This window comes from Stenotrophomonas maltophilia group sp. Smal13 (assembly GCF_030236855.1).
In the GTDB taxonomy this organism is placed as follows: Bacteria; Pseudomonadota; Gammaproteobacteria; order Xanthomonadales; family Xanthomonadaceae; genus Stenotrophomonas; species Stenotrophomonas maltophilia_A.
This window is the reverse complement of sequence record NZ_JASJSQ010000069.1, coordinates 1-26,733: the sequence shown is the minus strand read 5'-3', so window position 1 is coordinate 26,733 and position 26,733 is coordinate 1. Positions and strand designations below refer to the sequence as shown.

At 66.7% G+C, this 26,733-nt stretch carries 24 protein-coding genes; 10 read left to right on the top strand and 14 right to left on the bottom strand.

The features are described 5' to 3' along the window. On the bottom strand, positions 1–769 hold a 769-nt coding region (locus QRO95_RS18920; protein WP_285303198.1), incomplete at its 3' end, for a YgcG family protein. 3 nt (positions 770–772) lie between these two features. After that, positions 773–1,393, bottom strand: a complete 621-nt coding sequence (locus QRO95_RS18915) for a LemA family protein (protein ID WP_032130538.1) — start codon at positions 1,391–1,393, stop codon at positions 773–775. 363 nt (positions 1,394–1,756) lie between these two features. Here QRO95_RS18915 and QRO95_RS18910 point away from each other — a divergent pair, with 363 nt between their 5' ends. Beyond that, positions 1,757–3,733, top strand: a complete 1,977-nt coding sequence (locus QRO95_RS18910; protein WP_285303197.1) for a hypothetical protein — start codon at positions 1,757–1,759, stop codon at positions 3,731–3,733. A gap of 304 nt (positions 3,734–4,037) precedes the next feature. On the opposite strand, the gene QRO95_RS18905 is transcribed toward QRO95_RS18910, so the two are convergent. From QRO95_RS18905 to QRO95_RS18895, 3 genes are all read right to left on the bottom strand, one after another. Continuing rightward, positions 4,038–5,198 carry an MFS transporter gene (locus tag QRO95_RS18905; RefSeq protein ID WP_285303196.1) on the bottom strand — a complete coding sequence of 387 codons (1,161 nt, stop codon included), beginning with the start codon at positions 5,196–5,198 and terminating at the stop codon, positions 4,038–4,040. 220 nt (positions 5,199–5,418) lie between these two features. Beyond that, entirely contained in the window at positions 5,419–6,168 is a 750-nt protein-coding gene (locus QRO95_RS18900; RefSeq protein ID WP_004144462.1) for a TerC family protein, read from the bottom strand. A 32-nt stretch (positions 6,169–6,200) separates the two neighbouring features. Beyond that, complete coding sequence (locus QRO95_RS18895) at positions 6,201–6,596, bottom strand: diacylglycerol kinase (protein ID WP_032129924.1); 396 nt, start codon at positions 6,594–6,596, stop codon at positions 6,201–6,203. Positions 6,597–6,809: 213 nt separating this feature from the next. Here QRO95_RS18895 and QRO95_RS18890 point away from each other — a divergent pair, with 213 nt between their 5' ends. Continuing rightward, positions 6,810–7,511 carry an SGNH/GDSL hydrolase family protein gene (locus QRO95_RS18890; protein ID WP_285303195.1) on the top strand — a complete coding sequence of 234 codons (702 nt, stop codon included), beginning with the start codon at positions 6,810–6,812 and terminating at the stop codon, positions 7,509–7,511. Positions 7,512–7,627: 116 nt separating this feature from the next. Here QRO95_RS18890 and QRO95_RS18885 read toward each other — a convergent pair whose 3' ends face one another. From QRO95_RS18885 to QRO95_RS18875, 3 genes are all read right to left on the bottom strand, one after another. Next, positions 7,628–8,899 carry a HAMP domain-containing sensor histidine kinase gene (locus QRO95_RS18885; RefSeq protein ID WP_049399778.1) on the bottom strand — a complete coding sequence of 424 codons (1,272 nt, stop codon included), beginning with the start codon at positions 8,897–8,899 and terminating at the stop codon, positions 7,628–7,630. Between the two features lie 155 nt (positions 8,900–9,054). Beyond that, positions 9,055–9,768: a response regulator transcription factor gene (locus QRO95_RS18880; protein WP_002811889.1), complete on the bottom strand. Its 714-nt coding sequence runs from the start codon at positions 9,766–9,768 to the stop codon at positions 9,055–9,057. Between the two features lie 87 nt (positions 9,769–9,855). Then, positions 9,856–10,500 (bottom strand): arylesterase, encoded by a 645-nt coding sequence (locus QRO95_RS18875; protein ID WP_004144386.1) that lies wholly within the window; start codon positions 10,498–10,500, stop codon positions 9,856–9,858. A gap of 75 nt (positions 10,501–10,575) precedes the next feature. On the opposite strand from QRO95_RS18875, the gene QRO95_RS18870 reads away from it, so the two are divergent. From QRO95_RS18870 to QRO95_RS18860, 3 genes are all read left to right on the top strand, one after another. Then, positions 10,576–11,223, top strand: a complete 648-nt coding sequence (locus QRO95_RS18870; protein WP_285303194.1) for an ABC transporter ATP-binding protein — start codon at positions 10,576–10,578, stop codon at positions 11,221–11,223. After that, positions 11,220–13,736, top strand: coding sequence for an ABC transporter permease (locus QRO95_RS18865; RefSeq protein ID WP_285303193.1), 2,517 nt, complete (start codon positions 11,220–11,222; stop codon positions 13,734–13,736). The genes QRO95_RS18870 and QRO95_RS18865 overlap by 4 nt, the downstream gene beginning before the upstream one ends. Before the next feature lie 109 nt (positions 13,737–13,845). Continuing rightward, on the top strand, positions 13,846–14,331 hold the full coding sequence (locus QRO95_RS18860) for a hypothetical protein (RefSeq protein WP_285303192.1): 486 nt from the start codon (positions 13,846–13,848) through the stop codon (positions 14,329–14,331). Positions 14,332–14,663: 332 nt separating this feature from the next. Here QRO95_RS18860 and QRO95_RS18855 read toward each other — a convergent pair whose 3' ends face one another. The 5 genes from QRO95_RS18855 to QRO95_RS18835 form a co-directional block, all read right to left on the bottom strand. Beyond that, positions 14,664–15,590: a DUF6607 family protein gene (locus QRO95_RS18855; RefSeq protein ID WP_121504894.1), complete on the bottom strand. Its 927-nt coding sequence runs from the start codon at positions 15,588–15,590 to the stop codon at positions 14,664–14,666. Between the two features lie 73 nt (positions 15,591–15,663). Next, positions 15,664–16,263 (bottom strand): Hemin transport protein, encoded by a 600-nt coding sequence (locus tag QRO95_RS18850; RefSeq protein WP_285303191.1) that lies wholly within the window; start codon positions 16,261–16,263, stop codon positions 15,664–15,666. A gap of 4 nt (positions 16,264–16,267) precedes the next feature. Then, entirely contained in the window at positions 16,268–18,511 is a 2,244-nt protein-coding gene (locus QRO95_RS18845) for a TonB-dependent hemoglobin/transferrin/lactoferrin family receptor (protein WP_404830364.1), read from the bottom strand. Positions 18,512–18,664: 153 nt separating this feature from the next. Beyond that, complete coding sequence (gene hemP / locus QRO95_RS18840) at positions 18,665–18,859, bottom strand: hemin uptake protein HemP (protein ID WP_005412278.1); 195 nt, start codon at positions 18,857–18,859, stop codon at positions 18,665–18,667. A 289-nt stretch (positions 18,860–19,148) separates the two neighbouring features. Beyond that, on the bottom strand, positions 19,149–20,120 hold the full coding sequence (locus tag QRO95_RS18835; protein WP_285303190.1) for an aldo/keto reductase: 972 nt from the start codon (positions 20,118–20,120) through the stop codon (positions 19,149–19,151). A gap of 193 nt (positions 20,121–20,313) precedes the next feature. Here QRO95_RS18835 and QRO95_RS18830 point away from each other — a divergent pair, with 193 nt between their 5' ends. Together QRO95_RS18830 and QRO95_RS18825 are read left to right on the top strand one after the other, a co-directional pair. Further along, positions 20,314–21,612 carry a NupC/NupG family nucleoside CNT transporter gene (locus tag QRO95_RS18830; protein WP_010481870.1) on the top strand — a complete coding sequence of 433 codons (1,299 nt, stop codon included), beginning with the start codon at positions 20,314–20,316 and terminating at the stop codon, positions 21,610–21,612. A gap of 25 nt (positions 21,613–21,637) precedes the next feature. After that, positions 21,638–22,603, top strand: coding sequence for a ribokinase (locus QRO95_RS18825; RefSeq protein ID WP_132809230.1), 966 nt, complete (start codon positions 21,638–21,640; stop codon positions 22,601–22,603). A gap of 81 nt (positions 22,604–22,684) precedes the next feature. Here QRO95_RS18825 and QRO95_RS18820 read toward each other — a convergent pair whose 3' ends face one another. After that, positions 22,685–23,866 (bottom strand): MFS transporter, encoded by a 1,182-nt coding sequence (locus tag QRO95_RS18820; RefSeq protein WP_285303189.1) that lies wholly within the window; start codon positions 23,864–23,866, stop codon positions 22,685–22,687. 93 nt (positions 23,867–23,959) lie between these two features. Here QRO95_RS18820 and QRO95_RS18815 point away from each other — a divergent pair, with 93 nt between their 5' ends. The 3 genes from QRO95_RS18815 to dusB all read left to right on the top strand — a co-directional run bounded on the left by QRO95_RS18815 (position 23,960) and on the right by dusB (position 26,561). After that, entirely contained in the window at positions 23,960–24,877 is a 918-nt protein-coding gene (locus QRO95_RS18815; RefSeq protein ID WP_285303188.1) for a LysR family transcriptional regulator, read from the top strand. Between the two features lie 109 nt (positions 24,878–24,986). Beyond that, positions 24,987–25,418 carry a hypothetical protein gene (locus QRO95_RS18810; RefSeq protein ID WP_121504891.1) on the top strand — a complete coding sequence of 144 codons (432 nt, stop codon included), beginning with the start codon at positions 24,987–24,989 and terminating at the stop codon, positions 25,416–25,418. Between the two features lie 147 nt (positions 25,419–25,565). After that, entirely contained in the window at positions 25,566–26,561 is a 996-nt protein-coding gene (gene dusB / locus QRO95_RS18805; RefSeq protein ID WP_285303187.1) for a tRNA dihydrouridine synthase DusB, read from the top strand. Positions 26,562–26,733 lie beyond the last annotated feature (172 nt).

Below are 26,733 nucleotides of genomic sequence, written 5' to 3'. Positions count from 1 at the left end.
ATGCTCTCCGGAAAACGGCAAAGCGGCCCGGATGGCCGGAGAGCATGGCCACGATCAGCCCTACGATGCCGGCCAGGCCACTGGCCAGCAGCGTGGACGTGAACAGGAACGCCGCCAGCGCCGCACCGGCACCACCGAGCAGGCCTCGCAGCGGTCGCGGCACGCGCGAGAACACGCCGCGCAGGATGCTGCCGGCGAACACACCGATGAACAACGCCAGGAACCAGGTATCGCCGCCACCGCCAGGCTCCCGCCCGCGATGGCCACTGACCGGTGCAGGCAGCGTTTCGCCGTCGATCAGCTTGACCAGCACCGCCGTGGCGTCGGTGATACCACCGGCGTAGTCGCCGCTGCGGAAGCGCGGCACCAGGTATTCCTGGATGACCCGGTTGGCGATGGCATCGGGAATGGCGCCTTCCAGACCGTAGCCCGGCTCGATGCGCACGCGCCGGTCGTCCTTGGCCACCACCAGCAGCACCCCGTCATCCACGCCCTTGCGGCCGATCTGCCACTGGTCGAAGACCCGCGTGGTGTACTGCGCGATGTCCTCCGGCTGGGTGGTCGGCACCACCAGCACCTGCAGCTGGCTGCCCTTGCGCTGCTGCAGTTCGATCGCCTGCTGCACCAGCGCCTGCTTCTGCGTGGCGTCCAGCGTGCCGGTGGTATCGACCACCGGCGAATCCAGCGCAGGAACCGGCGCCAGCTGCTGCGCATGCGAGGCCAGCGGCAGCCACAGCAGCAGGGCCAGCAGCGCAGAGGCCAGGCGCATCGATCAGGTCCCCGGCTGCGGTGCCGGCTGCTGCTGCGGCGCGTTGCCGAAATCGACCGCCGGCGCGTTGGAGATCTGCGCTTCGTTGTCCACGGTGAAGTTCGGCTTGGTCTTGTAGCCGAAGATCTTGGCGGTGATCACCTGCGGGAACGAGCGGATGTAGGTGTTGTAGTCCTGCACCTGCTGGATGTAACGGCCGCGGGCGACGGTGACCCGGTTCTCGGTACCTTCCAGCTGCGCCTGCAGGTCGCGGAAGTTCTGGTTCGACTTCAGCTCCGGGTAGTTCTCGGTGACCACCAGCAGCCGCGACAGCGCGCTGCCAAGTTCGCCCTGGGCCTGCTGGAACTGCTTGAGCGAGGCTTCGTCGTCGGCATTGACGTTGATCTGGCCGACACGCGAACGGGCGTTGGTCACTTCAGTCAGCACACGCTCTTCCTGGCTGGCGAAGCCCTTCACGGTCTGCACCAGGTTGGGCACCAGGTCGGCGCGGCGCTTGTACTGGTTGATGACCTCCGACCAGCTGGCCTTGACCGCTTCATCCTTCTGCTGGATGGCGTTGTAGCCGCAGCCGGAGAGCAGGGAGGCCAACAGCATCAGGGGCAGGACACGGGTGAACAGGCGCATGGCGGAGGTTCCGGGTGGGCTTGGCGCCGAGCATGCCATGGCCGGTGTTAACGGGCCTGTGGAGATGAACAGGAATCCGGCAGGGCCAATGGCTCCAGGGCAGCGGGGCGCTGATGCCAACGGTCTGGCGCATTGCCTGGGTCAGGTCAGTGCGCCCGCGCCGTACCTGCGAGCTGCCCTGCCTTTGGCTTCCGCCTCCTGCCGGCAAGGCCCCCCGGGCAGGTCAATTGCGAGCCCATTTCGTACTTGTTGCATGGCCCAACACAAATTCCGCATCAGATAGTGCAGGGATCCCGCACTTGAACCGCCCGCCCTGCTCAGAGGCAGCAGCCATCGGTCGGAAAATGGACATCGACCTCGATCATGCACAGAATTCTTCCAACAGCAGCGATCATCGTTCTGCTCATGCCAACGGCATGTGCCCAGGAGAGCCCGGATCCCAAGCAGGATGCTCTGTCGCCCGCACCTGTCCTCACCGCGTCAAGCGACGCTCATACCCGGGACATGCAACTTCGCGCTGACGGCGACAGCTATGTGGGCAAGGCCTACATCGTGTCTGCTTCGATCCAGGACGTCAGCTCAGCCCTTCTAGCGCGGAGCTATTTCTCAACGTCATTTCGCGAAAGTGGTGTTGCTCGACCCATTGTCGGTGACATGGAGCGGGAGTGGGCAAAGGTCTACGGGCACTTCCATCCGGAGAAGAGTGCAATCGCGTTCGCGGGGAATATTGCTGCGATTGATGCCGCAGCAGCGGCAGGCGCCATTGCTCCGGAAGAGAAATCCCGCTGGCGCGCCCACGTCGAGCAGCTGTCTCCTTCCGATCTCGACTCCGCAGCCGCCGCGTTCACTGACCTGGCAGTGGAGCGGTTGACGTTCTCCAGTTTCCACACTGATTTCGCGCGCCGCAGATCTGGCGAAAAATACGTTGTTCTGATCGATCTCACTGATCTTACAGGCGCTCCTTCGCAGACGCTGCTCTGGTATGCAGAGAAACGCCAAGAGCAACGCCGCACCAAATGGAAGGCCTTTGCATCCATCCCGGGGGTTACGGCTATTCCCTACCCGCACTGGGAAACCGAGCTGATCACTGAGAGGGACCCCAGCAAGAAATTCTCAGCAGAGGTGCAGGCGCTGGCGGCAAACTTCCCAGCGGGCCCTGAAACTACATTGGATGTCATCTCGCATCTGTTCGATCTACGTGATGAGGCGCCGGTTCCGCTTATTGTCCCCCGACTACCCGTGGACGGTGCGATGCCGATGTTGCAGTGGCACGCCATCCAGGAAATTCAGCCTGGCTGCGGCTCTGGTCAGATTCGTTCATTGCCCCATGACCAGTTCCATATCACGTCAGACAACGACAGTTCATACGGTTACATCGCCGCGAAGAAGGCTGGGACCGTTACGGCACGGCAGATGGGCGGCGGTCAGCGGGTCACTGAGACGAAGGTGGACCGAAAGGGACGCCTATGGGCTCTGACAGCAGCCGAGCCGAGCCCGACGCAGCAGATTCTCACGTCCTGTCCAGTACAGATCAGCGGTGATTCCACCGGTGCGATTCGGGGCGACCACTGCATGCAGAGCACCATGGATCAGCGATGGCAACTCGATCGCGATGGCAACTCCTATCTTTACTCAGAGTCTCATATGGCGACGGAGGACCGCTTCCCTGAGCGGATCATGGATGCAGGGTCGGGAAAAGCCATCGAAATGAAGGAGCTTTGGAAAGATAGAACCAACTTGAGACAGCGCGTCTTCGGCTACATGCAATCCTGCTACCCAGGCCCGGCACCGGATCTGGGTGACGGACTTTTCTGGTTCACAAGTTGCGGCCTGGTCGGTGTTGAGCCTGCATCAGGTGATGTGGTCAAGAGCTTTCCAGTCAGGTCCGGAGGCAGTGGACGCCTGGTATTGGGAAGCGTCGCGGGTGACTGGGTCGCCGAAGAGGCTCGTGATCCAATAGAGCAAAGGGATGTTCTTCGCATTCATCGTCTTTTCACCGGGGAAGCAGCATTCGAGGTGGAACGAAAAACCGGCACCCAGGCACTGGCACGCACGGCGCATGGCAGGCTGCTCGCGATGACGGCTACAGGCGCTTCGCCGGGCCGTTACATCGATGTCTGGCGCATGGATTCCGGCAGACATGTGTCACGTCTCGGCGTTCCTGAAGGAATCGCATTGAAATCCCTTGCATTCAATCGAGCGGGGACTGAGTTATGGATTTACGCGCATCGACTCGAAGGGGAGGAAGCCGGCGTACTGATCTGGATGGTGCCGGCATCATTGCAGGACGGTGCCGACGACAACTGGATCCCTGACGAAGCCGTATTGAAAAAACACTAGATAGTCAGGTCCATCCACGAAGTCGTCCCTGCAGAAGCCCATGCTCCAGGCATTCGTGCCGACCAACGGTCGGCACCCACCATCAGCGGCAGGTTCCGACAGATCGCAGGAACCTGTCGAAGGCGGGGTGGGTCCGGTTGAGGGGGCGTGAGCGCCATGGATGGCGCGACCGAGGCTACATGGACGTATTTACGCCGTCCCCCTCAACCGGACCCACCCCGCCAACCCACGGAATGCAGGGTGTTGCTGTTGCTCTGGAGTCTGCGGGTGCAGGGCTGCAAGCCCTGCCGGAATCCAACACTCCTCAGCAGGCCTCAGCCACCGCAGCGCGCGTCCGCCCCAGCCATGCCAGCAGCAGGCCCGACGCCGCCAGCAGGCCACCGGCCACCGGAATCGCGGCGTAGCCCAGGCCCGAACTGATCACCGCACCGCCCAGCGCCGCACCCACGGCATTGCCCAGGTTGAACGCACCGACGTTGATCGACGACGCCAGTCCCGGCGCCTCGCTGGCCGCCTGCATCACCCGGATCTGCAACGGCGGCACGATGGCGAAAGTCGCCGCACCGAACAGCAGCACGCCCAGCGCCGCCGTGGCGTGATTCATGAAGGCCAGCGGCAGCACGAACATCAACACGGCCAGGACCGCCAGCAGGATGCGGGTGGCACCATCCAGCGACCAGTCGGCCATGCGCCCACCGATGCCGTTGCCGAAGGTGAAGCCGATACCGATCAGCGCCAGCGACATCGCGATGAAGGCGTTGGAGGCACCGGTCAGTTCGGTCAGCACCGGTGCCACGTAGGTATAGAGGGTGAACATCGCGCCGGCGCCAAGCACGGTGGTAGCCATCGCCAGCAGCACCTGCGGCTGCAGGATCGCTCTCAGTTCGCGGCGCACGTCCGGGCGCGGCCCCGGCGCGGATGCCGGCAGCGCGAGGCCGAGCGCGGTGATCGCGACCAGGCCCAGCACCGCAGTACCGGCGAAGGACAGACGCCAGCCCAGCTGCTGGCCCACCCAGGTGGCCAGCGGCACACCGCCGATGTTGGCGATGGTCAGACCCATGAACATGGTGGCCACGGCGGCAGCCTGCTTGTCCTTCGGCACCAGGCTGGCGGCGACCACCGCACCGATGCCGAAGAAGGCACCGTGATTGAGGCTGGTGACCAGACGCGACAGCAACAGCAGGCCGTAGTTCGGGGCCAGTGCCGAGAGCAGGTTGCCGACCACGAAGATCGACATCAGCAGCATCAGCGCGGTGCGCTTGCCAAACCGTCCCATCAGCAGGGTCATCACCGGCGCGCCCAGCATCACGCCCACGGCATAGGCGGTGATCAGCATGCCGGCGGTGGGAATGTTCACGCCGACGCCGTCGGCAATGACGGGCAGCAGGCCCATCGGCGCGAATTCAGTGGTGCCGATGGCGAAGGCGCCGACGGCAAGGGCCAACAAGGCGGCTCTGGAGTTCATGGGGTCATCCTGCGTGGGGCAGGTCCTGGAAAAGAGCGCGTAGCCTGCGCGCTTTGTCGGCCCGGATTAAGCCTCGCCCCGGGAAAACACTGTTGACCTCAATTCACAGCTGGCGGGAACCTCCCCGTCGGGCATGGCCCGGCGAGCCCAATGGGTCCCATAACGCAGAACCCCCGGCGCTGGCCGGGGGGTCTGGGAGACACATTTGCCTGTGATCTGCTTACCAGTCGCCAGCACCCGGCACGTGGTGATCGCGTGCGCGGCGGCGCATCAGCAGGTTCAGCCATTCCACCAGCACCGAGAAGCCCATGGCGGCATAGATGTAGGGCTTGGGCACGTGCACGTCCAGGCCATCCAGGATCAGCACCGCACCGATCAGCAGGATGAAGGCCAGTGCCAGCATCTTCACGGTCGGGTTTGCGTCGATGAAGCGGCCCAGCGGGTTGGCGGCCAGCAGCATCACCAGCACCGACAGCAGGATGGCGGCGACCATCACCGGGATGTGATCGGCGATGCCGACGGCGGTGATCACCGAGTCCAGCGAGAACACGATGTCGATGATGGCGATCTGCAGGATGACCATGCCGAATACACCCGAGGCCTTGCTGGTGGCCGGGTTCTCGTCTTCGCCACCGGTGATCAGTTCCTTGATCTCCATGTAGCCCTTGATGATCAGGAACAGGCCACCGACGATCAGCACCAGGTCGCGGATGGAGATGCCCATACCAGCCACGGTGAACAGGTTGGCGGACATGTGCGCCAGATAGGCCAGCGACACCAGCAGGGCGATGCGGGTGATGCAGGCCACGGCGATGCCGAGCTTGCGCGCGAACGGGCGACGCTCTTCCGGCAGCTTGCTGACCGCGATGGAAATGAACACCAGGTTGTCGATGCCGAGCACGATTTCCAGTGCGCTCAGGGTGAACAGGGTCACCCAGGCATTGGGGTCGGCGAGGAACTCAAAGGACATGGAAACTCTTCAGGGCAGTGGGGGAATGGGGATCAGCCGTAATTGCCGGCCATTGCATGCGGGACCACGACCAGCGCCCAGCACAGAAGCACGTTCATCATCAGCACGAACACTGCCGCCGAACCCATGTCCTTGGCGCGGCCGGCCAGCTCGTGGATCTCGCTGCCGTAACGTTCGATCACCGCCTCGATGGCCGAGTTGGCCAGTTCCATCGCCAGCACCAGCAGCATCGAGCCGATCAGCAGCGCACGCTCGACCGGGGTCTGGCCCAGCCAGACCGCGACCGGGGTCAGCAGGATCAGCAGGTAGACCTCCAGCCGGAACGAGGACTCATGCAGCCAGGCGGCGCGCAGGCCCTGCCATGACCAGCGGGCGGCCTGGAAGATGCGGCGCGGGCCGCGGGGCAGATGGCCGAACTGATCAGCCACGGGTGGAACATCCAGCAACAGGGGCGCGGCGCAGCGACCGCTCAGACGCACGGCAGGGAATCATGGGTGCACAGGGATAGGCAGATGGCCGCCATTTTGCCACAAGGCCGCCAGCCGCATCCCGGCACCGGCCCGGTGAATGGACTGCCAGGGGCAAGCCCCGGCCCGCCCCAGCTTCTATGATGGCTTTCCCCTTCCCTGCTGGAGCGCCTGATGTCCCGTCGCCGTACCTGCCTGCTGATGCTGGGCCTGCTGACCGCCGCCCCCCTGGCCCAGGCGCTGAGCCCGGCCAAGCCACCGCGCGTGCCCGAGCAGGTCTCCAACGTGGCCTGGGCCGGCGACATGGCCCACTTTGCCAGCGCCGACCAGGCCAGCCCGCCGCCACGGGGCGGCATCGAGTTCATCGGCAGCTCCTCGATCCGCATGTGGGAAGGCCTGGCAGCCGACTTCCCCGGCCAGCCGGTGTTCAACCGTGGTTTCGGCGGTTCGGAAGTGCGCGACAGCACCTGGTATGCCGACCGCATCGTGGTGCCGTATGCACCGTGCAAGGTATTCTTCTACGCCGGTGACAACGACCTCAACAGCGGCCGCAGCGCCGTGCAGGTGCGCGACGATGTGGTTGCCTTCGTGCAGCGCGTGCATCGCGACCTGCCGAAGACCAAGGTGGAGTACCTGTCGATCAAGCCAAGCCCGTCGCGCGCGCACCTGCTGCCGGCGATCAACGAGGCCAACACGCTGATCAAGGCAGCCCTGGCCAAGCTGCCCAACACCGGTTTCACCGACGTCTACACGCCGATGCTCGGCACCGACGGCCAGCCGGATGCGTCGCTGTTCCGCGAGGACATGCTGCACATGACCCCGGCCGGCTATGCGATCTGGACCAAGGCGCTGGCGCCGAAGGTGAAGTGCGATTGAAGAAGGCTGCGGCCTCGCTCCGGTAGATGCCAACCTTGGTTGGCATGGGGCACCGGCGTGAATCCTGTTGAAAGCGCCGACCAAGGTCGGCATCTACCGAGGCAGCAGGTGCCGCGTCAGCGGAACACCACCGTCGCCTCGGTGCCCTGACCCGGCTCGCTGGCCAGGCTGACCTTCCAGCCGAAGCGATCGCACAGCCGGCGCACGATCGACAGGCCCAGGCCGGTGCCCTGCGGGCGGCTCGGCTCGGCGCGGTAGAACGGCTCGAAGGCCCGCGACAGTGCGTCGGCCGACATGCCGATACCGGTATCGCGCACCACCACCCGATCGTTGTGCACATGCACGTCGATGCGCCCCTCATCGGTGTAGCTGCACGCGTTGCGCACCAGGTTGCTGACCACCACCTGCAGCACCCGCGGCGGCGCATGCAGCTGCACCGGGCCATCGCTGTGCAGGTGCACCGACACCGGGCGCGTACCCAGCAGTTCGTTGGCGTTGTCCACTTCGTAGCGGACGATGTCATTGACGTCGAACAACTCGACCTGGGGTTCGACGTCGGCCTCGCGGGCAAGGATCAGGAAGGCATCGATCACCGCCTCCATGTCACGGCCTGCACGCTGGATGCGCTGCAGGCTGCGGCGCAGGCGCGGCTCCAGGCTGTCATCGCCCAGCGCCATGTCGCTGGCCACGCGGATGACGGTCAGCGGTGTGCGCAGTTCATGGCTGGCATCGCGGGTGAAATTGCGCTCGCGCGCCACGTGTGCGCTGACCCGGTTGGCCAGCGAATGCAGTGCGGCCGCCAGCTGGCGGGTCTCGCCCTGCATGTCCGCCGGCAGCTTGTTCGGCTCCAGGTCGGCCGCCTCCGGGTGGCCCGGGTCCCAGCGCGAGACGCGTCGCGCCAGCCAGTTCACCGGCGATACCAGGCGCTTGGACGCACGATAGGTGACCCAACTGGCGCCATACACCGCCAGCAGGGTCAGCAGCACCGGCACGATGCCGAACCAGAACGCCAGCATTTCCGCGCGCGATCGCAGGAACACCAGGTACAGGCGGCCGGCCGGGCGCACATCGACCAGCACCAGCTGGTCGTCCTTGGGCAGTTCGTGGAAGCCGGGCTCCAGGTTGCGCAGATTAGCCGGCAACGACAGGGCCGACTGCCCGCTTTCCAGCAGGTAGCCACGGATGTTCTGGGTGTTGGGTGGCGGCTGCACCGGCGAGGCCTCGTGCAGCGTCCAGAAGTACGCCGCCTCCTCGCGCAGGGCGGCGCCGACCAGGCTGTGCTTGATCACCAGCGAAACCAGCCACGCACCGAGCAGGATGCCCAGGCTGGCCAGCACTGCCTGCAGGATGAAAGCGATACGGATCTTGCGCGGCAGGCCGTGCGGCATTGCGGGGTCCCGGTCAGAGCGCTGCGATTATAGGCAGCGCACCGCGCCGTTGGGATGCACGGGCGATGACCGGCGGCACTGCCGGACGGTCATCCCCTGCCCTTGTGCCTGGCCGCAGCCCGGCCCGGCCTGCGGCTGCACCGGCGCGGGCCTGCTCAGGCCATCGGCTGGGCGATGTCGGCAATGCGGTAGCCGGCACTCTGCACGGTATGCAGCAGCGGACGGTCGAACGGCTTGTCGATGATCTTGCGCAGGTTGTACAGGTGGCTGCGCAGGGTGTCCGAATCCGGCAGGCCGTTGCCCCAGATCTCGCGTTCGATCTCCTGGCGGGTGACCACGCGCGGCGATTCGCGCATCAGGATGGTCAGCAGGCGCAGGCCGATCGGCGACAGCTGCAGCTCGGTACCGGCACGGGTGGCACGCATGCTGACCGGATCGAGCACCAGGTCGGCGACCTTCAGCACTTCCGAACCGACCTGGCGACGCTCGCGGCGGATCAGCGCGCGCAGGCGGGCTTCCAGCTCCTGGATCGCGAACGGCTTGGTCAGGTAGTCATCGGCGCCGAAACCGAGGCCGGTGAGCTTGTCGTCCAGCGTGTCGCGTGCCGTGAGCATCAGCACCGGGGTGGACTTGCGCGCATCGTTGCGCAGGCGACGGCACACTTCGATGCCATCCAGGCGCGGCAACATCAAGTCGAGCACCACGACGTCATAGCTGTTTTCCGCCGCAAGGCGGTAGCCATCCAGGCCGTCCTGTGCATAGTCGACTTCGAAGCCGCGACCTTCCAGGTATTCCCCGATCATCTCGGAGATGTTGCGGTTGTCTTCGACCACCAGCACCAAGCCGGAGGTCTCCTTCGTCTGACGCATGTGATTCCCTCTAACTTCAGCTTTGTGAAACATGCCGGATCGACGGTGGACGCGATGTGAAGTTCCGTCAAGAGGTAAACAAACGGTTCAGAGCAGCGGTCTGAGCAGCGGCCAGACGTTATCCAGCACCTTCGGCTGCGCCTGTGCGGTCGGGTGCAGCCCGTCGGCCTGCATCATGCCCGGCTGCAGGGCCACGCCCTCCAGCAGGAAGGGCAGCAGCGGCACCTTGTACTGCGTGGCCAGCGCCTTGTAGGCCGCCGCCAGGCGCTGGCGATAGGCTGGCCCGTAGTTGGGCGGCACGTCGATGCCCAGCAGCAGCACCTTGGCACCGGCCTTCTGGCTGGCCTGCACCATCTTTTCCAGGTTGCCCTGCACCTGCGCCGGGGTCAGCCCGCGCAGTGCATCGTTGCCGCCGAGGGCAATCACCACCACGGTCGGGTTCTCCTTCGCCAGCAGGCCCGGCAGGCGGGTCAGTGCGCCGGCGGTGGTCTCTCCGCTCATGCTGGCGTTGACGATGCGCGCCGGGGTTTTCGACTGCTGCCTGACCCGCTGCTGCAGCAGGCTCACCCAGCCGGCGTCGGCAGGGATATTGTGGGCAGCACTGAGGCTGTCGCCGAGCACCAGCACGGTGCCAGCCGGACCTTTGGCACACGCCAGCCCAGGCAGCAGCAGGAACCCTAGCAGCAGCACCATCATCACGCCGGCTCGCCGGCTCCATCCCGTCTTGCGCATTGGAGTCTCCTCATCGACAGCCTGTCCCCCCGCAGCGCGTCCGTTGCCATCGCCGTCGACCAGGTCGGCAAATCCGTGCAGGGCCCGGAGGGTGAAGTCCACATACTGGACAACATCACCCTGACCGTCCATGAAGGGACCAGCGCGGCCATCGTCGGCGCCTCCGGTTCCGGCAAGACCACCCTGCTCGGCCTGCTGGCCGGGCTGGACCTGCCCAGCCGCGGCCGCATCGCGCTGGCCGGCCAGGACCTGGCGGCGCTGGACGAGGAGACCCGCGCCCAGCTGCGCGCGCGTGAGGTCGGCTTCGTGTTCCAGAGCTTCCATCTGCTGCCGGCACTGACCGCCGCCGAGAATGTCGCGCTGCCGCTGGAACTGGCTGGGCGCGAAGAACGGGCGCGGGTAGATGAAGTGCTGGCCCAGGTCGGCCTGGCCCATCGCGCCCGCCACTATCCGCGCCAGTTGTCGGGCGGCGAGCAGCAGCGCGTGGCATTGGCACGTGCCTTCGTCACCCGCCCGCGCATCCTGTTCGCCGACGAACCGACCGGCTCGCTGGACCACGCCACCGGCCAGCACATCAGCGACCTGCTGTTCGAACTCAACGCCGGCAGCGGCACCACCCTGGTGCTGGTCACTCACGACCTGCGCCTGGCCCAGCGTTGCCAGTACATCCACCGCATCGACGACGGCCGCCTGCTGCCGGTCGAGCGTGGGGCGCAGGCATGAACCTGCTGCGGCACGCGTGGCGCGCGCTGCGCCGCGAGGCGCTGGCCGGCGACCTGCTGACCGTGTTCGCCGCGCTGGTGCTGGGCGTGGCTGTGATGACCGCGGTCGGCACGCTGGTGAACCGGGTCAACCTGGCACTGACCGGCAGCGCAGCGGAAATGCTAGGCGGCGACCTCGGCATCGCCGGGCGCGATGACCCGCCGCAGGCGTTCGCCGACGAGGCGCAGCGGCGCGGACTTTCCTACACCCGTATCGCCAGCTTCGGCAGCGTGCTGTTCAACGCCGATGCCAGCCAGATGGCCAGCATCAAGGCGGTGCAGGCGGGCTATCCGCTGCGTGGCACGCTGCGGGTGCGGGCCACGCCCGGGGGCGCCCTGATCGACAACGCCGGCATGCCGGCCAAGGGCCAGGCCTATGCCGACCCACGCCTTCTGCAGGGGCTGGGACTGAAGGCCGGTGACGACCTTGAATTCGGCGCTGGCACGCTGCGCATCGCCGGCATCATCGAGGCCGAGCCGGATACCGGCGGCGACCTGCTTACGCTTTCCCCCACCCTGCTGGTCAACCGCGCCGATGTGGAAGGCACCGGCCTGCTCGGTCCGGGCAGCCGCATCAACTACCGGCTGATGTTCGCCGGAGCAGCAGAGCCGATCGCGGCACTTCGGCAATGGCTGCTGCCGCAGGTGAAGGGCCTGCGCCTGCTGAGTGTGGACGACACCCAGCGTGGCGTGCGCCAGGCGTTCGACCTGGCCGGGCGCTTCCTCGGCCTCAGCGCGCTGCTGGCGGTATTGCTGGCCGGTGTTGCCACGGCGCTGGCGGCGAACCGCTTCGCCCTGCGCCGCATCGACCAGGTGGCGATCCTGCGCTGCCTGGGCGCGCGCCAGCGCGACATCCTGTCCGGTCTGGCACTGCAGCTGCTGATGCTGGCGGTGCCGGCCTGCGCACTCGGCATCGGCCTGGGCATGGCGGCGCAGGAGGGCCTGGTGCAGGTGCTGGGCAGTCTGGTGCCGCAGCGCCTGCCGCTGCCCGAGGCAATGCCTGCGCTGACCGGTGCCGGCATCGGGCTGTTGCTGCTGTTCGGCTTCGGCCTGCCGCCGCTGCTGCGCCTGCGCGGGGTGCCGCCGATGCGGGTGCTCAACCGTTCCTTCGCCGCCCTGCCGCCGGCCTCGCTGCTGGCCTACGTGGCTGCCCTGGCGGCCAGCCTGCTGCTGGCGGTGCAGGTCACCGGTGATCTCAAGCTGGCGCTGTGGGTGCTGGGCGGGTTGGCCGCGCTGGCGGTGGCGGCCGGCGTGGTCGGCTTCGTGCTGCTGCAGCTGCTGCGCGGCCTGCAGCACCGCCTGCATGGCCACTGGCGGCTGGGTCTGGCCGCGCTGACCCGGCGCCGGATGCTGGCAGTGATGCAGCTGGTGGGGCTGTCGCTGTCGCTGTGCGCGCTGTTGCTGCTGGCGGTGACCGGCCCCGGCCTGCTACAGCAGTGGCGCGAGCGACTGCCAGCGGATACGCCGAACTACTTCCTGATCAACATCCAGCCCGAACAGCGCGACAGCGTGCTGGCCGCACTGCGTGGACTCGGCGCCAACGACGCCAGCATCGAACCGATGGCCACTGGCCGCCTGATCGCGATCAACGGCAAGCCGCCGCTGCGCGTGGACCGCTCGCCTGAACAGAACGGGCAGCCGGCACAGGGCGAAGGCCAGCGCGATGACGACGACGAGAACCGGCCGTTGAACTTCAGTTGGCGCAGCAGCTTCCCGCCGGCCAACACACTGGTCAACGGCACCTTCTGGAAGGCAGACAGCACCGCCGCCGAAGCCTCGGTGGAAATCGGCTGGGCCAAGCGCTACGGCGTGCATCCCGGCGACCGCATCACCATTGCGGTGGGCGAGCAGGAACGCGAGTTCACTGTCACCAGCGTGCGCAAGGCCGACTGGAACACTTTCCGTCCGAACTTCTTCGTGCTGCTGAACCCGAATGCGGTGGGCGATACGCCACACAACCTGCTGTCGGCATTCCATCTACCGGCCGGCAAGGCCGCCGGACTGGGCGAGCTGGTACGCGCGCAGCCGAACCTGTCGCTGCTGGACGTGGACGCGGTGATCTCGCAGGTGCGCGATGTGATGGAACGGGTGGCACAGGCGGTGCAGCTGGTGATGGTGTTCAGTCTGCTGGCCGGCCTGCTGGTGCTGCTGGCCGCGCTGCAGGCCACGGCCGGTGAACGCCGCTACGACAGCGCGGTGCTGCGCACGCTGGGCGCGACCCGGCGCCAGCTGCGTGGCGCGGTACTGGTGGAATTCGGTGCGCTGGGCACGCTGGCGGCGTTGCTGGCGGTGGGCGCGGCCGCTGCGATCGGCGTGGTGGTTTCGCAGAAGGTGTTCGAGCTGCCGTTGCTGCCGCCGTGGCCGGGCCTGCTGATCGGCGGCGTGGTCGGCATCGGCTTGAGCCTGCTGGCAGGCTGGTGGGGTACGCGGGCGATCCTGCATACGCCACCAGCACTGGCCCTGCGCGAAGCCTGACGCGATCGTGACACGCTCGGGTGGGGCGCTATGCTGCGCGCCCCACCCGATCAGATCGTCCGGAAGCGCGGAAGGTTGCTCCCGCGCTCCCGAGGTTCAAGGAATGAAGATGAAATACAGCCTCTGCCTGCGCATCCTTCTGGCCAGTTCCCCGCTGCTCGGTGCGATGCTGCCTGCAGACGCCCGCGCGGCGGATGGCTATGTTCCTGACGCGGTGCAGGCCTTCGTGCTGGAAACGGTACTGGCCGATGAAGCGCAAGCCTTCCTCGAGGGCCACCCGACCTATCTGGTTCCGGCCAGCGTGTCACGCACGCGCAGCGATGCCGGCGTGGTGGCCGACCTGCGTGCTGAGTTCGACCGGTTCTACCGGGGCCAACCGAAGCCGAGAAAGGAAGTGGCGCACATGGCGATCCTCGTCGCACAGACCGCGCTGCTGCTGCCGGACCGTAGCGCCTGCAGCACGGATCGAGTGCGTTGCCACCAAGCTGTAATGGGCGTCCGCACCCGCGATGACGAGGCCAGCCTGCAGGCCACCTTGCGTGCGTTCCAGGACGCTGGGCTGGACCTGACCACCTTGGGCGAGAAGGCGTCTTGAGTGCATCGCATCCACGCATGGCGTGGATGCAGCGTGCGATCACCAATGGAAAGCGTGCCGAGCAAGCTCGGCACCTACCAGAAGCGGATATACGGCACGGTAGATCCACGCCATGCGTGGATGCGGTGTGCGATCACCGACGAAGAGCGTGCCGAGCAAGCTCGGCACCTACCAGGAGCAGATATCCGGCACGGCACATCCACATCACGCGTGGATGCAGCGTGCGATCACCGATGGAGAGCGTGCCGAGCAAGCTCGGCACCTACCGGAAGCAGAGGTTGGTAGATCCACGCCATGCGTGGATGCGGCCGTGGAGTCGAGCAGGGCTCGACTTACTGGGCCTTTTCCACGTACTTGGCGAACACGTCGTCGATCTGCTTGTCCTTCACCTTCTTGCCGGCCTGGATCTCTTCGGCCTGGGTGAACATCGGGATGATCATCGCCATGCCGTCGATCTTGGTCTTCAGGTGCACGCCCGGGGCCTGGCCGAGGAAGCCATCCCAGCGCTGGCGCACCTTTGCCCAGTAACCGGCGGTGGCCTTCCAGTAGTTTCGCGCCGGGGTGAAATCGACCTCGGTGGTCTTCACGTAGTCGTTGAAGCCGAACTCGCGGGCGATCTCCACCTGGCTGCCATCGGCGTTGCGCTGCACCTTGGTGTTGAACTGCTCGTGGGTCCAGCCGTTCGGGGTCAGCGTGTGGCGGTTGATCACGGCCAGCGCGTTGTAGTCACTGCGCTTGGTGTACTCGCGGCGCGGCAGCGGACGCCAGCTCAGGTCGCTGGTCCAGCTCGGCACGTTGTTGGTGTAGGTCCAGGTGCCGGTGCCGCAATAGCGCGGTGCGTCGCTCACTTCGTATACGCACTGGGTCCAGGCGCCCTGGTTCACCGCCGCCGGAATGCTGCGCACCTTCCAGGTCTGGTCGGCACTGAACTCGAAACGGTTCGGTGCTTCGTACACCCAGTCCTGGCGCCAGTGCTTGGTGATGTGGCCGCTCTTCTCGTCCAGCAGCAGGTGCTGCAGCACGATGCGCTTCGGCGTGTCTTCGACCACGATGACCACTTCGTTGCCGCCGCTGCGCATCGCCGGCGCACGCTCGTAGCCCGGCTTCAGCAGCACGGTCTCGTCGAAGGCGAAGTCCACGGTGTACTCACCCTGCATGGCAAGGATGCTGTCGTGGTCACGGGCGATATCGGAGGGCTGCGCGCTGGCCACGCCGCTGGCGGCGAGCACAAGCAGGGCGCTGGCTGTCTGGAGCTTCATCGGGGTCTTCCTTCGGGGTTGCAGATGCGTTGAGAGGCCGTCCGTGGCCGACAGGCGTTCCATCAGGAGTGGGTCACAGGCGGATCAGCGGCAGGTCGCCGGGAATCCGCGGCGCCGGACGCCGCGCGACATCGGCACAGCAGCAATCGTCGATTGCCAGCTCGCCTTCGGCACCTTCCAGCCGTGCAATGCGGCGCGCGGTGGCTGCGCCCAGCGAGGACAGGGTCGACAGACTGGCGGCCAGCGTGCGGCCATCGTCGGCGGCATGCAGGCGCAGCGCGCACAGGCGCCAGCGCTGGCCACCCAGATGACCGGCCAGGCGTCGCCACAGGCGTTCGCCGACGCTGCCATCGCTGTCGTGCTCGGGCCCCGGCGGCAGCGCAGCCACCAGCCGGTCCCAGGCCAGGAAGTCGCTGTCCGGCAGCAGGTACAGGCGCCACACGCAGCGGCCGCGGCCATCGAGGAAGCACAGGCTTTCGCGCAGGCCTTCGCTGTCCACGCCCTGGCAGGCATGCACGCGTACGGCCTGGCGCCAGCCGCCCAGCTCGTTGCCGTCGGCGTGGTACAGGCACAGCACGGTGCCGAGCGTGGCCAGCTGTGCCGGGGTCGGCCAGGCCGCGCTGTGTGGCGCGGCGATGGAGTCATTCCTGCGTGCGGACAGTGCTCGGCTCATGAGGTCACCAGGAAACGGCAAGGCTGGCGGAGAAGGTGCGGCCCGGGCTGCTGAAACGATCGCTCAGTGCGCGGTTGGTGATCAGGCTCGGGGTGATGGACGACCATTCGATGTAGCGCTTGTCGGCCAGGTTGAACACGCCGACATTGAAGGTGGCACCCGGTGCGAAGTTCCAGTGCGCCATCAGGTCCAGCACGCCATAGCCGGCCGGCTGGTAGACGAACGGCGCCGGTGCGTTCGGATTGGTCTGCGCCGCCGGCGGCGGCAGGCGCTTCTTGCGCTGCACGAAGGTACCGGCCAGTTCGACGCCCCAGGTATCGGTGTCGTACATCAGGCCCAGCGTGCCACGCAGCGGATCGACCGAGGCCAGCGGTTCGTCATCGGTCCGGTTGTCACCACGCGACCAGGCCAGCGCACTGCGCAGCGCCCAGCCCTTCAGCGCCGGGCTGAGTTCACCGAACTCGATGCCGGCCTTCATTTCCGCGCCATAGATGCGCGCGTCGGCGATGTTCTGCGACTGGAACACGGTCAAACCCTGTGCGTTGCGGCCGGTATCGACGTTGGACTGGATGAAATCCTTGTAGTCGTTGTAGTAGCCGCTGACGCTGACGTACGCCGCCGGCGCGATGAAGCGCAGGCCAAGCTCGTAGCCGTCGCTGGTTTCCGGCTTCAGGTCCGGGTTGGCGATGGCGGTGTAGCCGAAGGCCACGTTGGTCAGGCCGATGTTGACGTCGTTGTACGGCGGCGAGCGGAAGCCACGCGCATACCCGGCGAACAGCGACCACTGGTCGGTGAAGCGCCAGACCATGCCCAGCTTCGGCGACACGCTGGTCTTCTTCAGCTGGGCCACGGCCGTGGTCGGGTTGTCTTCGGCGAAGATGCTGTCCACTTCCGGCTTCAGCTCGTAACGGTCCACGCGCACGCCCGGCACCAGCGACAGCTTGCCGTCGGCCAGGCGCATTTCATCCTGCGCGTACAGGCCCAACTCGGTGGTCTTGCTGATCGGGAAGTCACGCACCGGGAAGGTGTCGGGGGTAACGGTGTTGCTGACCACACCGGCACGGTTGACCTGGTAGCCGTCGCGCTTCTGGCGGATCTCGGTACGGGTGCCTTCGAAGCCGTAGGTCAATGCGTGCTCGACGCTGCCGGTGCTGAACGCCTTGTTGAACTGCGCCTGCAGGCCAAAGGCATGCTGGTCGAAGGAGAACACGCGGTGACGGCGGCTGCCGTCGGTGCGGGTCTCGTCGGTCTGCTGCCGCGTTTCGCTGTTCTGCGCATACACCTGCCAATGCAGGCTGTCGGCGAACGGCTGGTCCAGCGCATCCATTTCGTGGGCAAAGGACACGCGGGTACGCTTCTGCGTGTCGTGGGACTTCATGCCAGTAGCCGCAGCCATCGCGCCGGGGCGCGGTGCAACGCTGGCAATCGCCGACAACACATTGGTATCGGTGGTGTCTTCGTTGCCTTCCACGGTCAAGCGGAAGCGCTGGTCTTCGCTCGGTGCATAGACCAGCTTGCTGAGCAGGCTGCGGCCGTCGCGGTCCTGCGGATTGGACGCGGTACGGGTGTCGTTGTCGCTGCGCACCGTGCCCTTGTTGTCCGTTTCCTGGCCCTGGTGGTGGTTGACGTTGACCAGGCCGCTCCAGTGGTCGCCACCAAAGGCGGCGGTGGCACCGCCGAGCAGGCCCTTCCACTCACCGTCGTAGCCGAACTTCAGTCCGAAGTAGCTGTTCTTGCCGTCCTTGAGGTAGTCGGCCGGGTCCTTGGTGACGAACGCCACCACGCCGCCCAATGCATCGGAGCCGTACAGCGAGCTGGCCGGGCCGCGCACGATCTCCACGCGCTTGAGCGTATCGAGGTCGGTGAAGTTGCGGTTGGAACTGGCGAACGAACCGATGTCGAACCGGGTCGGCATGACGATGCCATCGGTCTGGATGCGCACACGGTTGCCGTCCAGGCCACGGATGCGGAAACCATCCAGGCCGAAGCGGGTCGCGCTGCGGGTGACCGACAGGCCCGGCTCGTAGCGCACCAGATCCTTGATGTCCTGCACCAGGTGCCGGTCCATCTGCTCGCGGTCGATGACGTCCACGGTGGCCGCCACGTCGCTCACCGCCCGCTCGGTGCGGGTCGCGGTGACCTGCACCCGGTCAAATTCGCGCGCGTCGGGCGCAGCGGCGGCAGCAGCGTGGGCGGACAGCGGCAACGCCATCCAGACAGCAAGACACAGGGCGGTATGGCGGGTCATCGGGTTCATTCGGTCAGGCAGGGGAACCCCCGGTTACCGGCACACCCGGAAGGTGCACGCGGTAGACCGAGGGGGAGAGAGCGGGAGCGGACGGGTCGCCCACCCTGTCGGCGCTGCCGGCAGGAGGGAGGGAGGCGGGCGACCAGGCCGCGATTACTTGGTCAGGATCAGCTTGTCGTTGCTGGTGTGCCGCAGGCGATAGAAGCGGTCGCCGTGCTGGATCAGGATTTCACGACGGCCCTTGAGCAGGGCTTCACTGTCGATGACCTCTTCCGGTGGAACGACGCGGACCGGTCGATCGCGGAGGGTCAGCGTTTCGGGGCGCAGCAGTACAGGTTGAGCATTCATGAGCATCTGGACTCGTGCGAGGGACGAGTTAAATGATAATGATTCTCAGTTGACAATCAACAACCATTCTCAATTTGATTGATGAGATTAATGATCGAATTCTGAAATGCGATAGATTTCATCTATTGAAAGATGGGGGCACACGGCTTTTGTAGAGTCGAGCCACGCTCGACTGCTCTCGCGCCGTCGCCTGGAAATGCCCGCGCTACGTGCGGAGTCGAGCATGGCTCGACTCTACAAAGGCCCGACCAACCTGGAGTCGAGCGTGGCTCGACTCTCCAAAGGGTTGTCAGGCGAAGACGGCTTCGACCTGGGCCCAGCCGGCCGCGTCGACCTGCTCCAGCACGTCCAATGCCTGCAGGTTCTGCAGCAGCTGGCTGACCCGGCTGGCGCCGAGGATCACGCTGGAAACGTTCGGGTTGCGCAGGCACCAGGCAATCGCCAGCGTCGCCGGGGCATGGCCGAGCGCGCGTGCCACCTCGCTGAAGCGCCGCACCTGGCCCAGGCGGGCCCCGGCGTCGGCCCCCAGCACCAGGTCCTGCAACCACTCCATGCCTTCCCGCCCCAGCCGCGCATCGGCCGGGATGCCCTGGTCGTACTTGCCAGTGAGCAGGCCCGAGGCGAGCGGCGAGAAGATGGTGGTGCCCAGGCCGGCACCCGCATACAGCGGCGCGTACTCGACCTCGACCCGCTCGCGGTGCAGCAGGTTGTACTGCGGCTGCTCCATCGACGGGCCCTGCAGGTTGCGCGCCTCGGCGATGTCCAGCGCCTGCTGGATCTGCGCCGCCGACCACTCCGAAGTGCCCCAGTAGAGGATCTTGCCCTGCCGTACCAGGGTATCCATGGCGTGCACGGTCTCGGCGATCGGCGCGTCCGGATCCGGGCGGTGGCAGTAATAAAGGTCCAGGTAGTCCACCCGCAGGCGCTTGAGCGCGGCATGGCAGGCGTCGGTCACGTGCTTGCGCGACAAGCCGCGCTGGGTCGGCCGCGGGTCCTTGGCACTGCCGAAGAACACCTTGCTGGACACGCAGAAACCGTCGCGCGGCAGTCGCAGGTCGGTGATCACGTCGCCCATGACCTGTTCGGCACGGCCGTTGGCATAACCCTCGGCGTTGTCGAAGAAGTTGACGCCATGATCCCAGGCGGTGGCCACCAGGTTGCGGGCCTCATCGCGCGGGACCTGGTCGCCGAAGGTCACCCAGGCGCCGAAGGACAAGGCGGAAATCGGCAGGCCGGTGGAGCCCAGGCGACGGTATTGCATGCGAATCTCCTGCTGCGGGCCCGCATCCGGGCCGGGATCGAACCCCATTCTACCCGCCGCCGCCAGCCGCAAGCCCTTGCCGTTGCTGGCCTGATCGGTACCGTTGGCCGCGCACACGCTGCTTTTTCTTGCCCCGGCCCCTGCCCTGCACTAGGCTTCCCGTTTTTCGCGACGCCCCAGGGGAGTCACTCACATGGTCGAAGGTTTGGGCAGGATCGGCTTCGGCCTGTTCGGGTTGGCGGTGCTGATCGGCATCACTTGGTTGTTTTCCAATAACAAGCGCGCGGTTGACTGGAAGCTGGTTGCCACCGGTATCACCCTGCAGATCGCCTTCGCGGCGCTGGTGATCCTGGTGCCGGGCGGGCGCGACGTGTTCGACGCGCTGGGCAAGGGCTTCGTCAAGATCCTCAGCTACGTCAACGAGGGCTCGGGCTTCATCTTCGGCTCGTTGATGGACACCAAGAACTACGGCTTCATCTTCGCCTTCCAGGTGTTGCCGACCATCATCTTCTTCTCTGCGCTGATGGGGGTGATGTACCACCTCAACATCATGCAGGGCATCGTGCGCGTGATGGCCTGGTCGATCACCAAGGTGATGCGCGTGTCCGGTGCTGAAACCACCAGCGTCTGCGCCAGCGTCTTCATCGGCCAGACCGAGGCGCCGCTGACCGTGCGCCCGTACATCGCCAGGATGACCCAGTCCGAGCTGCTGACCATGATGATCGGCGGCATGGCCCACATCGCCGGCGGCGTGCTGGCGGCCTACGTGGGCATGCTCGGCGGTGGCGACCCGGCGCAGCAGGCCTTCTACGCCAAGCACCTGCTGGCGGCCAGCATCATGGCCGCGCCGGCCACGCTGGTCGTGGCCAAGCTGCTGATTCCGGAGACCGGCACCCCGCTGACCCGCGGCACGGTAAAGATGGAAGTCGAGAAGACCTCCAGCAACATCATTGACGCGGCCGCAGCCGGCGCCGGTGACGGCCTGAAGCTGGCGCTGAACATCGGTGCGATGCTGTTGGCCTTTATCGCCCTGATCGCGCTGCTGAACGCCCCGCTGACCTGGATCGGCGATGTGACCGGCCTGGCCGCTGCCATCGGCAAGCCGACCAACCTGTCGACCATCTTCGGTTACGTGCTGGCCCCGATCGCCTGGGTGATCGGCACCCCGTGGGCCGATGCCACCACCGTCGGTTCGCTGATCGGCCAGAAGGTCGTGATCAACGAGTTCGTGGCCTACACCGAGCTGTCGCAGATCGTGAACGGCCAGATCGCCGGCGTGAGCCTGTCCGAGGAAGGTCGTCTGATCGCCACCTACGCGCTGTGCGGCTTCGCCAACTTCAGCTCGATCGCGATCCAGATCGGCGGCATTGGCGGCCTGGCCCCGGAACGTCGCCACGACCTGGCCAAGTTCGGCCTGCGCGCGGTGTTGGGCGGTACCATTGCCACCTTCATGACGGCGACCATCGCCGGCGTGCTGACGCACTTCAGTTGAACCCTTGGTTGAGAAAAGATTCCCTATGAGCAGCAGTGTCGTTGTCGTCGGTTCCTTCAATGTCGATCACGTGTGGCGGTGCGAGTCGCTGCCGGCACCGGGTGCGACCATTGCCGGCCGTTACAGCACCGGCCCCGGTGGCAAGGGCTTCAACCAGGCCGTGGCGGCCTGCCGCGCCGGTGCCGACACGCACTTCGTGTGCGCGCTGGGCGACGACGCTGGTGGCGCCACCGCCCGTGAGCTGGCCGCGCAGGACGGCTTCGGTCTGATCGCCGAAGCCAGCAGCGAACCGACCGGCACCGCCGGCATCTACGTCGATGCCCGTGGCCGCAACACCATCGTGATCGGACCGGGTGCCAACGCCGCGCTGAGCACCGACTTCCTGCAACAGCAGCAGGCCCTGCTGACCGGCGCCAAGGTGGTGCTGGTGCAGCTGGAATCGCCGGTGCAGACCATCGAAGCGGCACTGGCCACGGCCCGCGAGGCCGGCGTCACCACCGTGCTCAACACCGCACCGGCCGACGCCCCCTCGACCATCGGCCTGCTCAAGCTGGCCGATGTGATCACCCCGAACGAAACCGAGTTCGCAGCCCTGCTCGGCCGCCATGTCGGTGAGCGCGTGGATGCCAATGACGTCGCCGCGCTGGACGGTGCCAGCCTGCATGCGCTGTGCCGCAAGCTGGTCGGCAACGGCACCGTGGTGGTGACCCTGGGTTCGGTGGGTGTGTTCGTGTCGCATGCCGATGAGAACCTGCGCGGCGATACCCAGCCGTACTACCGCGTGGGTGCCGAACAGGTGCAGGCGATCGACACCACCGGTGCCGGTGACGCCTTCAACGGTGCGCTGGCCGCGTCGCTGGCGCAGGTGGCCGACGCCCCGTTCGCCCGCCACGTGCGCTTCGCCAACCAGTTCGCCGGTCGTTCGACCGAGAAGGAAGGCGCTGCGGCGGCGATGCCGCGCTTCACTCCGGCCGACGTGGAAGTGAAGTAGATCCACGCCATGCGTGGATGAACGAGCCCGGGCATGCAGATGCCCGGGCTTTTTCATGGGCGGTCCGCGCGCGGCGCGGATCTACTGCCAGCGCCGCAACAGCAGCCCCGCTGCAATCGCCAGCAACGCCACGGCAGCAGCCACCACGCCCAGCGTGTCCAGGCCCCAGCGTTCGATCGCACCGCCGCCGAGCAGCGCGCCCAAGCCGATTCCGGCGTTGGCCGCGGACACATTCAAGGTTCCCGCCAGCGCCTGCGCCTGGGGCGCCGCACGCATCACCCGCACCTGGCACAGCGGGAACAGCGCGGTGTGCGCCACGCCCCACAGGGCCAGTGCGATGAGCACGAACGTGCCGTGGCCGGCCAGGCCGACACTGGCCAGCATGCCCAGCGCCAGCACCGCGCAGAACACCAGGGTCGCGCCCAGCGGCGCACGATCGACCCAGCGCCCGCCCAGTGCATTGCCGATCAGCCCGACGGCCCCGAAGCCCATCAGCCACCAGCCCACCTGTGCCGCCGGTACCTGCATCAGCCGCTCCAGTACATCGGCCAGATAGGTGTAGGCCGCAAACATCGCGGTGAACACCAGCACCGACAGCAGCACATGGCCCAGCAACGGCGGCTGGCGCAGCACTCGTGCCTGTTCGCCCAGCGCGCGCCGCGGTCCGGCCACGGTGTCCGGCATCCACAACGCCAGCGCGCCCGCCATCAACAGCGACAGGGCCGCCAACAGCCAGAAGCTGCCGCGCCAACCGAGGGCGTCGGCGGCCAACGTACCCAGCGGGATACCGAACAGCATTGCGGCGGTAATACCCAAGTAGACGCGCGCGACCGCACGACCGCCCTGCCCTGCAGGGGCCAGCTGCGCAGCAGTCTCACTGGCGGTACCCCAGAACACCGGCAGGGCCAGTGCCGGCAGCACCCGCGCCAGCGCAAGCAGCCACGGCTGCGTGGCCATCGCAGCCAGCGCGTTGGAAGCCGCGAACAACAGCAGGATGGTCACGAACAGGCGGCGCCGGCCGACGTGTGACAGCAGCGCGGTCAAGGGTGGCCCGGCCAGCATCACGGTGAACGCGAACAGGGTGACCAGCTGCCCGGCACGGGCGATGCCCAGGCCAAGGTCGCGCGCCAGCGCGGGCAACAGGCCGACGATCAGGAATTCGGTGGTGACGATGACGAAGGCGGACACCGCCAGCAGGACGACCGAAAGACGTGCGCGAGCGTTTGCGTGGACAGCGGCCACGGTGGAATCGAGGGTGGACATGAGCGGGCATCAGGACAGGGGCCGCCAGCCTATTTCCTCCCTGAGTTCCGATTACTGCTATGTTTTCCATCGATTCCGGACTGAATTTCCCCCATGCTTCCCACCGAGCGCCTGCGCGGCATCGAGGCCTTCGTCGCCACCGCCGATGCTGGCAGCTTCACTGCCGCCGCCGAACGCCTGCACCTGACCAGTTCTGCGGTGGGCAAGACCATCGCGCGGCTGGAGGCGCGTCTGGGAGCGCGGCTGTTCGAACGCAGCACGCGCCGCCTTCGCCTGACCGAGGCCGGTGAGGGCTTCTACCGCACCTGCGTGCGGGTGCTGGGTGAGCTGGCCGATGCCGAGTCGGTGCTGGTGTCGCACGCAGACGCGCCCGTGGGCCGGCTGCGCGTGGATGCCCCGGCCACCTTCGGGCGCCTGAAAGTCTGGCCGCTGCTGCTGCAGCTGGCCGACACGTTTCCGCAGCTGCGGCCACAGGTGACCTTCAGCGACCGTTTCGTCGACCTGACCGAGGACAGCATCGACCTGGCCGTGCGCATCGGTGGACCGGAGCCGCTCCCGGCCACCCTGGGCAGCCGCCTGCTCGGCTACGAATGCCTGCGCTTCTGCGCGTCCCCGGCCTATCTGGAGCGACATGGCCTGCCGACATCCGCGGCCGAGCTGGCCGGGCATGACGGCGTGCTGTTCGGACGCGCCGACGGCAGCATCGGGCCGTGGCAGGTGGCCGATGGCGGGCAGCGCAGTACACCGCTGCAGGCCCGCGCGCGCCTGGTGGTTGGCAGCGCCGAAGCGCAGGTGGCGGCGGTCGAGGCCGGCTTCGGCATCGCGCAGTTGGCCACCTGGCTGGTCGATGATGCGCTGGCGCGCGGCAGCCTTGTGTCGATCCTGCCGTCGCTGGACTGCCGCGGCCTGCCGTTGCGCCTGTTGTGGCCGCAGGGCCGGCAGCGGTTGCCACGCGTGGACGTGGCGTTGGACCGTCTCGGCAGCGGGTTGCAGATCGATCCGCCGCGCTGAGCGCAGCGCCATCACCGGCGGTCGCATCGAGCGGCTGCGACTGCCGGTCGCATTGCCCGCATCCCGCCCCTCACCCACCATCCGCGCAGCATTTCAGCGTGGGCAGGACATGGACGGATTTCCCTGGTTGCTGGTTGCCGCCGCCGGCAGTGCCATCGCAGCCTTGCTGCATATCGGCTGCATTGCCTTTGGGGCACCCTGGTACCGGTGGTTCGGCGCTGGCCCGCGCATGGTCCGGCTGGCACAAGCGGGGCATTGGTGGCCACCACTGATGACCGCCGGCATTACTGCCGTGCTGGTGGCCTGGACGCTGTACGCGCTGGCAGCCGCAGGCTGGCATTCGCCGCTGCCGGCCAGCCGTCCGGTGCTGTCGGGCATCGCCCTGCTGTTGCTGGTGCGCGCGGCGATGGGCTTCGGGCTGGCGCTGCTCCGGCCCGGCTACAACGGCCGGTACTTCTGGGTAGTCAGTTCACTGGCCTGCCTCAGCCTGGGGCTGGCCTTCGCGTTGGGTACCCGCCAGGCCTGGCAGAGCCTGGGGTAGCCGCCTACCATCGCCCGCCCTTGGGGGCGGCGGAAGCAACCGTCAAGCATCTGTTGATGCCGGTACGGCATGAGCTGGGTGCGGATCGGCCTGAACCGGAACGCCCCCGACACGGCCGTACCGCCGCCCGCGCCCTACAATGGGCGCATGCAGATCGGCCCGTACACCATTGCCCCCAACGTCGTGCTGGCGCCCATGGCCGGCGTTACCGACAAGCCTTTCCGCCTGCTGTGCAAACGGCTGGGCGCGGGACTGGCCGCCTCGGAAATGACCATCAGCGACCCACGCTTCTGGACCACGCGCAAGTCGATCCATCGCATGGACCATGACGGCGAGCCGGCACCGATCAGCGTGCAGATCGCCGGCACCGAGCCGCAGCAGTTGGCCGAAGCCGCCCGCTACAACGTGGACCACGGCGCGCAGATCATCGACATCAACATGGGCTGCCCGGCCAAGAAGGTGTGCAACGCCTGGGCCGGTTCGGCACTGATGCGCGACGAACAGCTGGTGGCGCGCATCCTCGAAGCGGTGGTCAACGCGGTGGACGTGCCGGTCACCCTGAAGATCCGCACCGGTTGGGACTGCGACCATCGCAATGGTCCGGTGATCGCGCGCATCGCAGAGAACAGCGGTATCGCGGCACTGGCGGTGCACGGCCGCACCCGCGACCAGCACTACACCGGCCAGGCCGAGTACGCCACGATCGGCGAGATCAAGGCCGCACTCCGCATTCCGGTGATCGCCAACGGCGATATCGATTCGCCGCAGAAGGCCGCCTACGTCCTGAAGGAAACCGGCGTGGATGCAGTGATGATCGGCCGCTCGGCACAGGGCCGGCCATGGATCTTCCGCGAGGTGGCGCATTACCTGGCCACCGGCGAGGAACTGCCACCGCCATCGCTGGCGGAAGTGCGCGACATCCTGCTTGGCCACCTGCACGCGCTGCATGCGTTCTATGGCGAGCCGCAGGGGGTGCGCATCGCGCGCAAGCACCTGGGCTGGTACGCCAAGGATCGACCGGAGAATGCCGCCTTCCGCGCGGTGGTCAACCGTGCCGAAGATCCGGCCAGCCAGATCGCATTGACGACCGAGTACTTCGACCGCCTGATTACCGGGGAACCGGCGTTGTCTTCGGCAGCCTGAGCGCGCCAGCCCCTCGTAACCCGCCCGACTGCCTTGATCCGTAGAGTCGAGCTTGCTCGACTGCTCCACACCGTAGAGTCGAGCGTGCTCGACTGGCTTTCTGAACAGTCGAGCGAGCTCGACTCTACGCGCCCCTTCCATTGATCACGCTCGACGCTACAAGAGCCCGCCC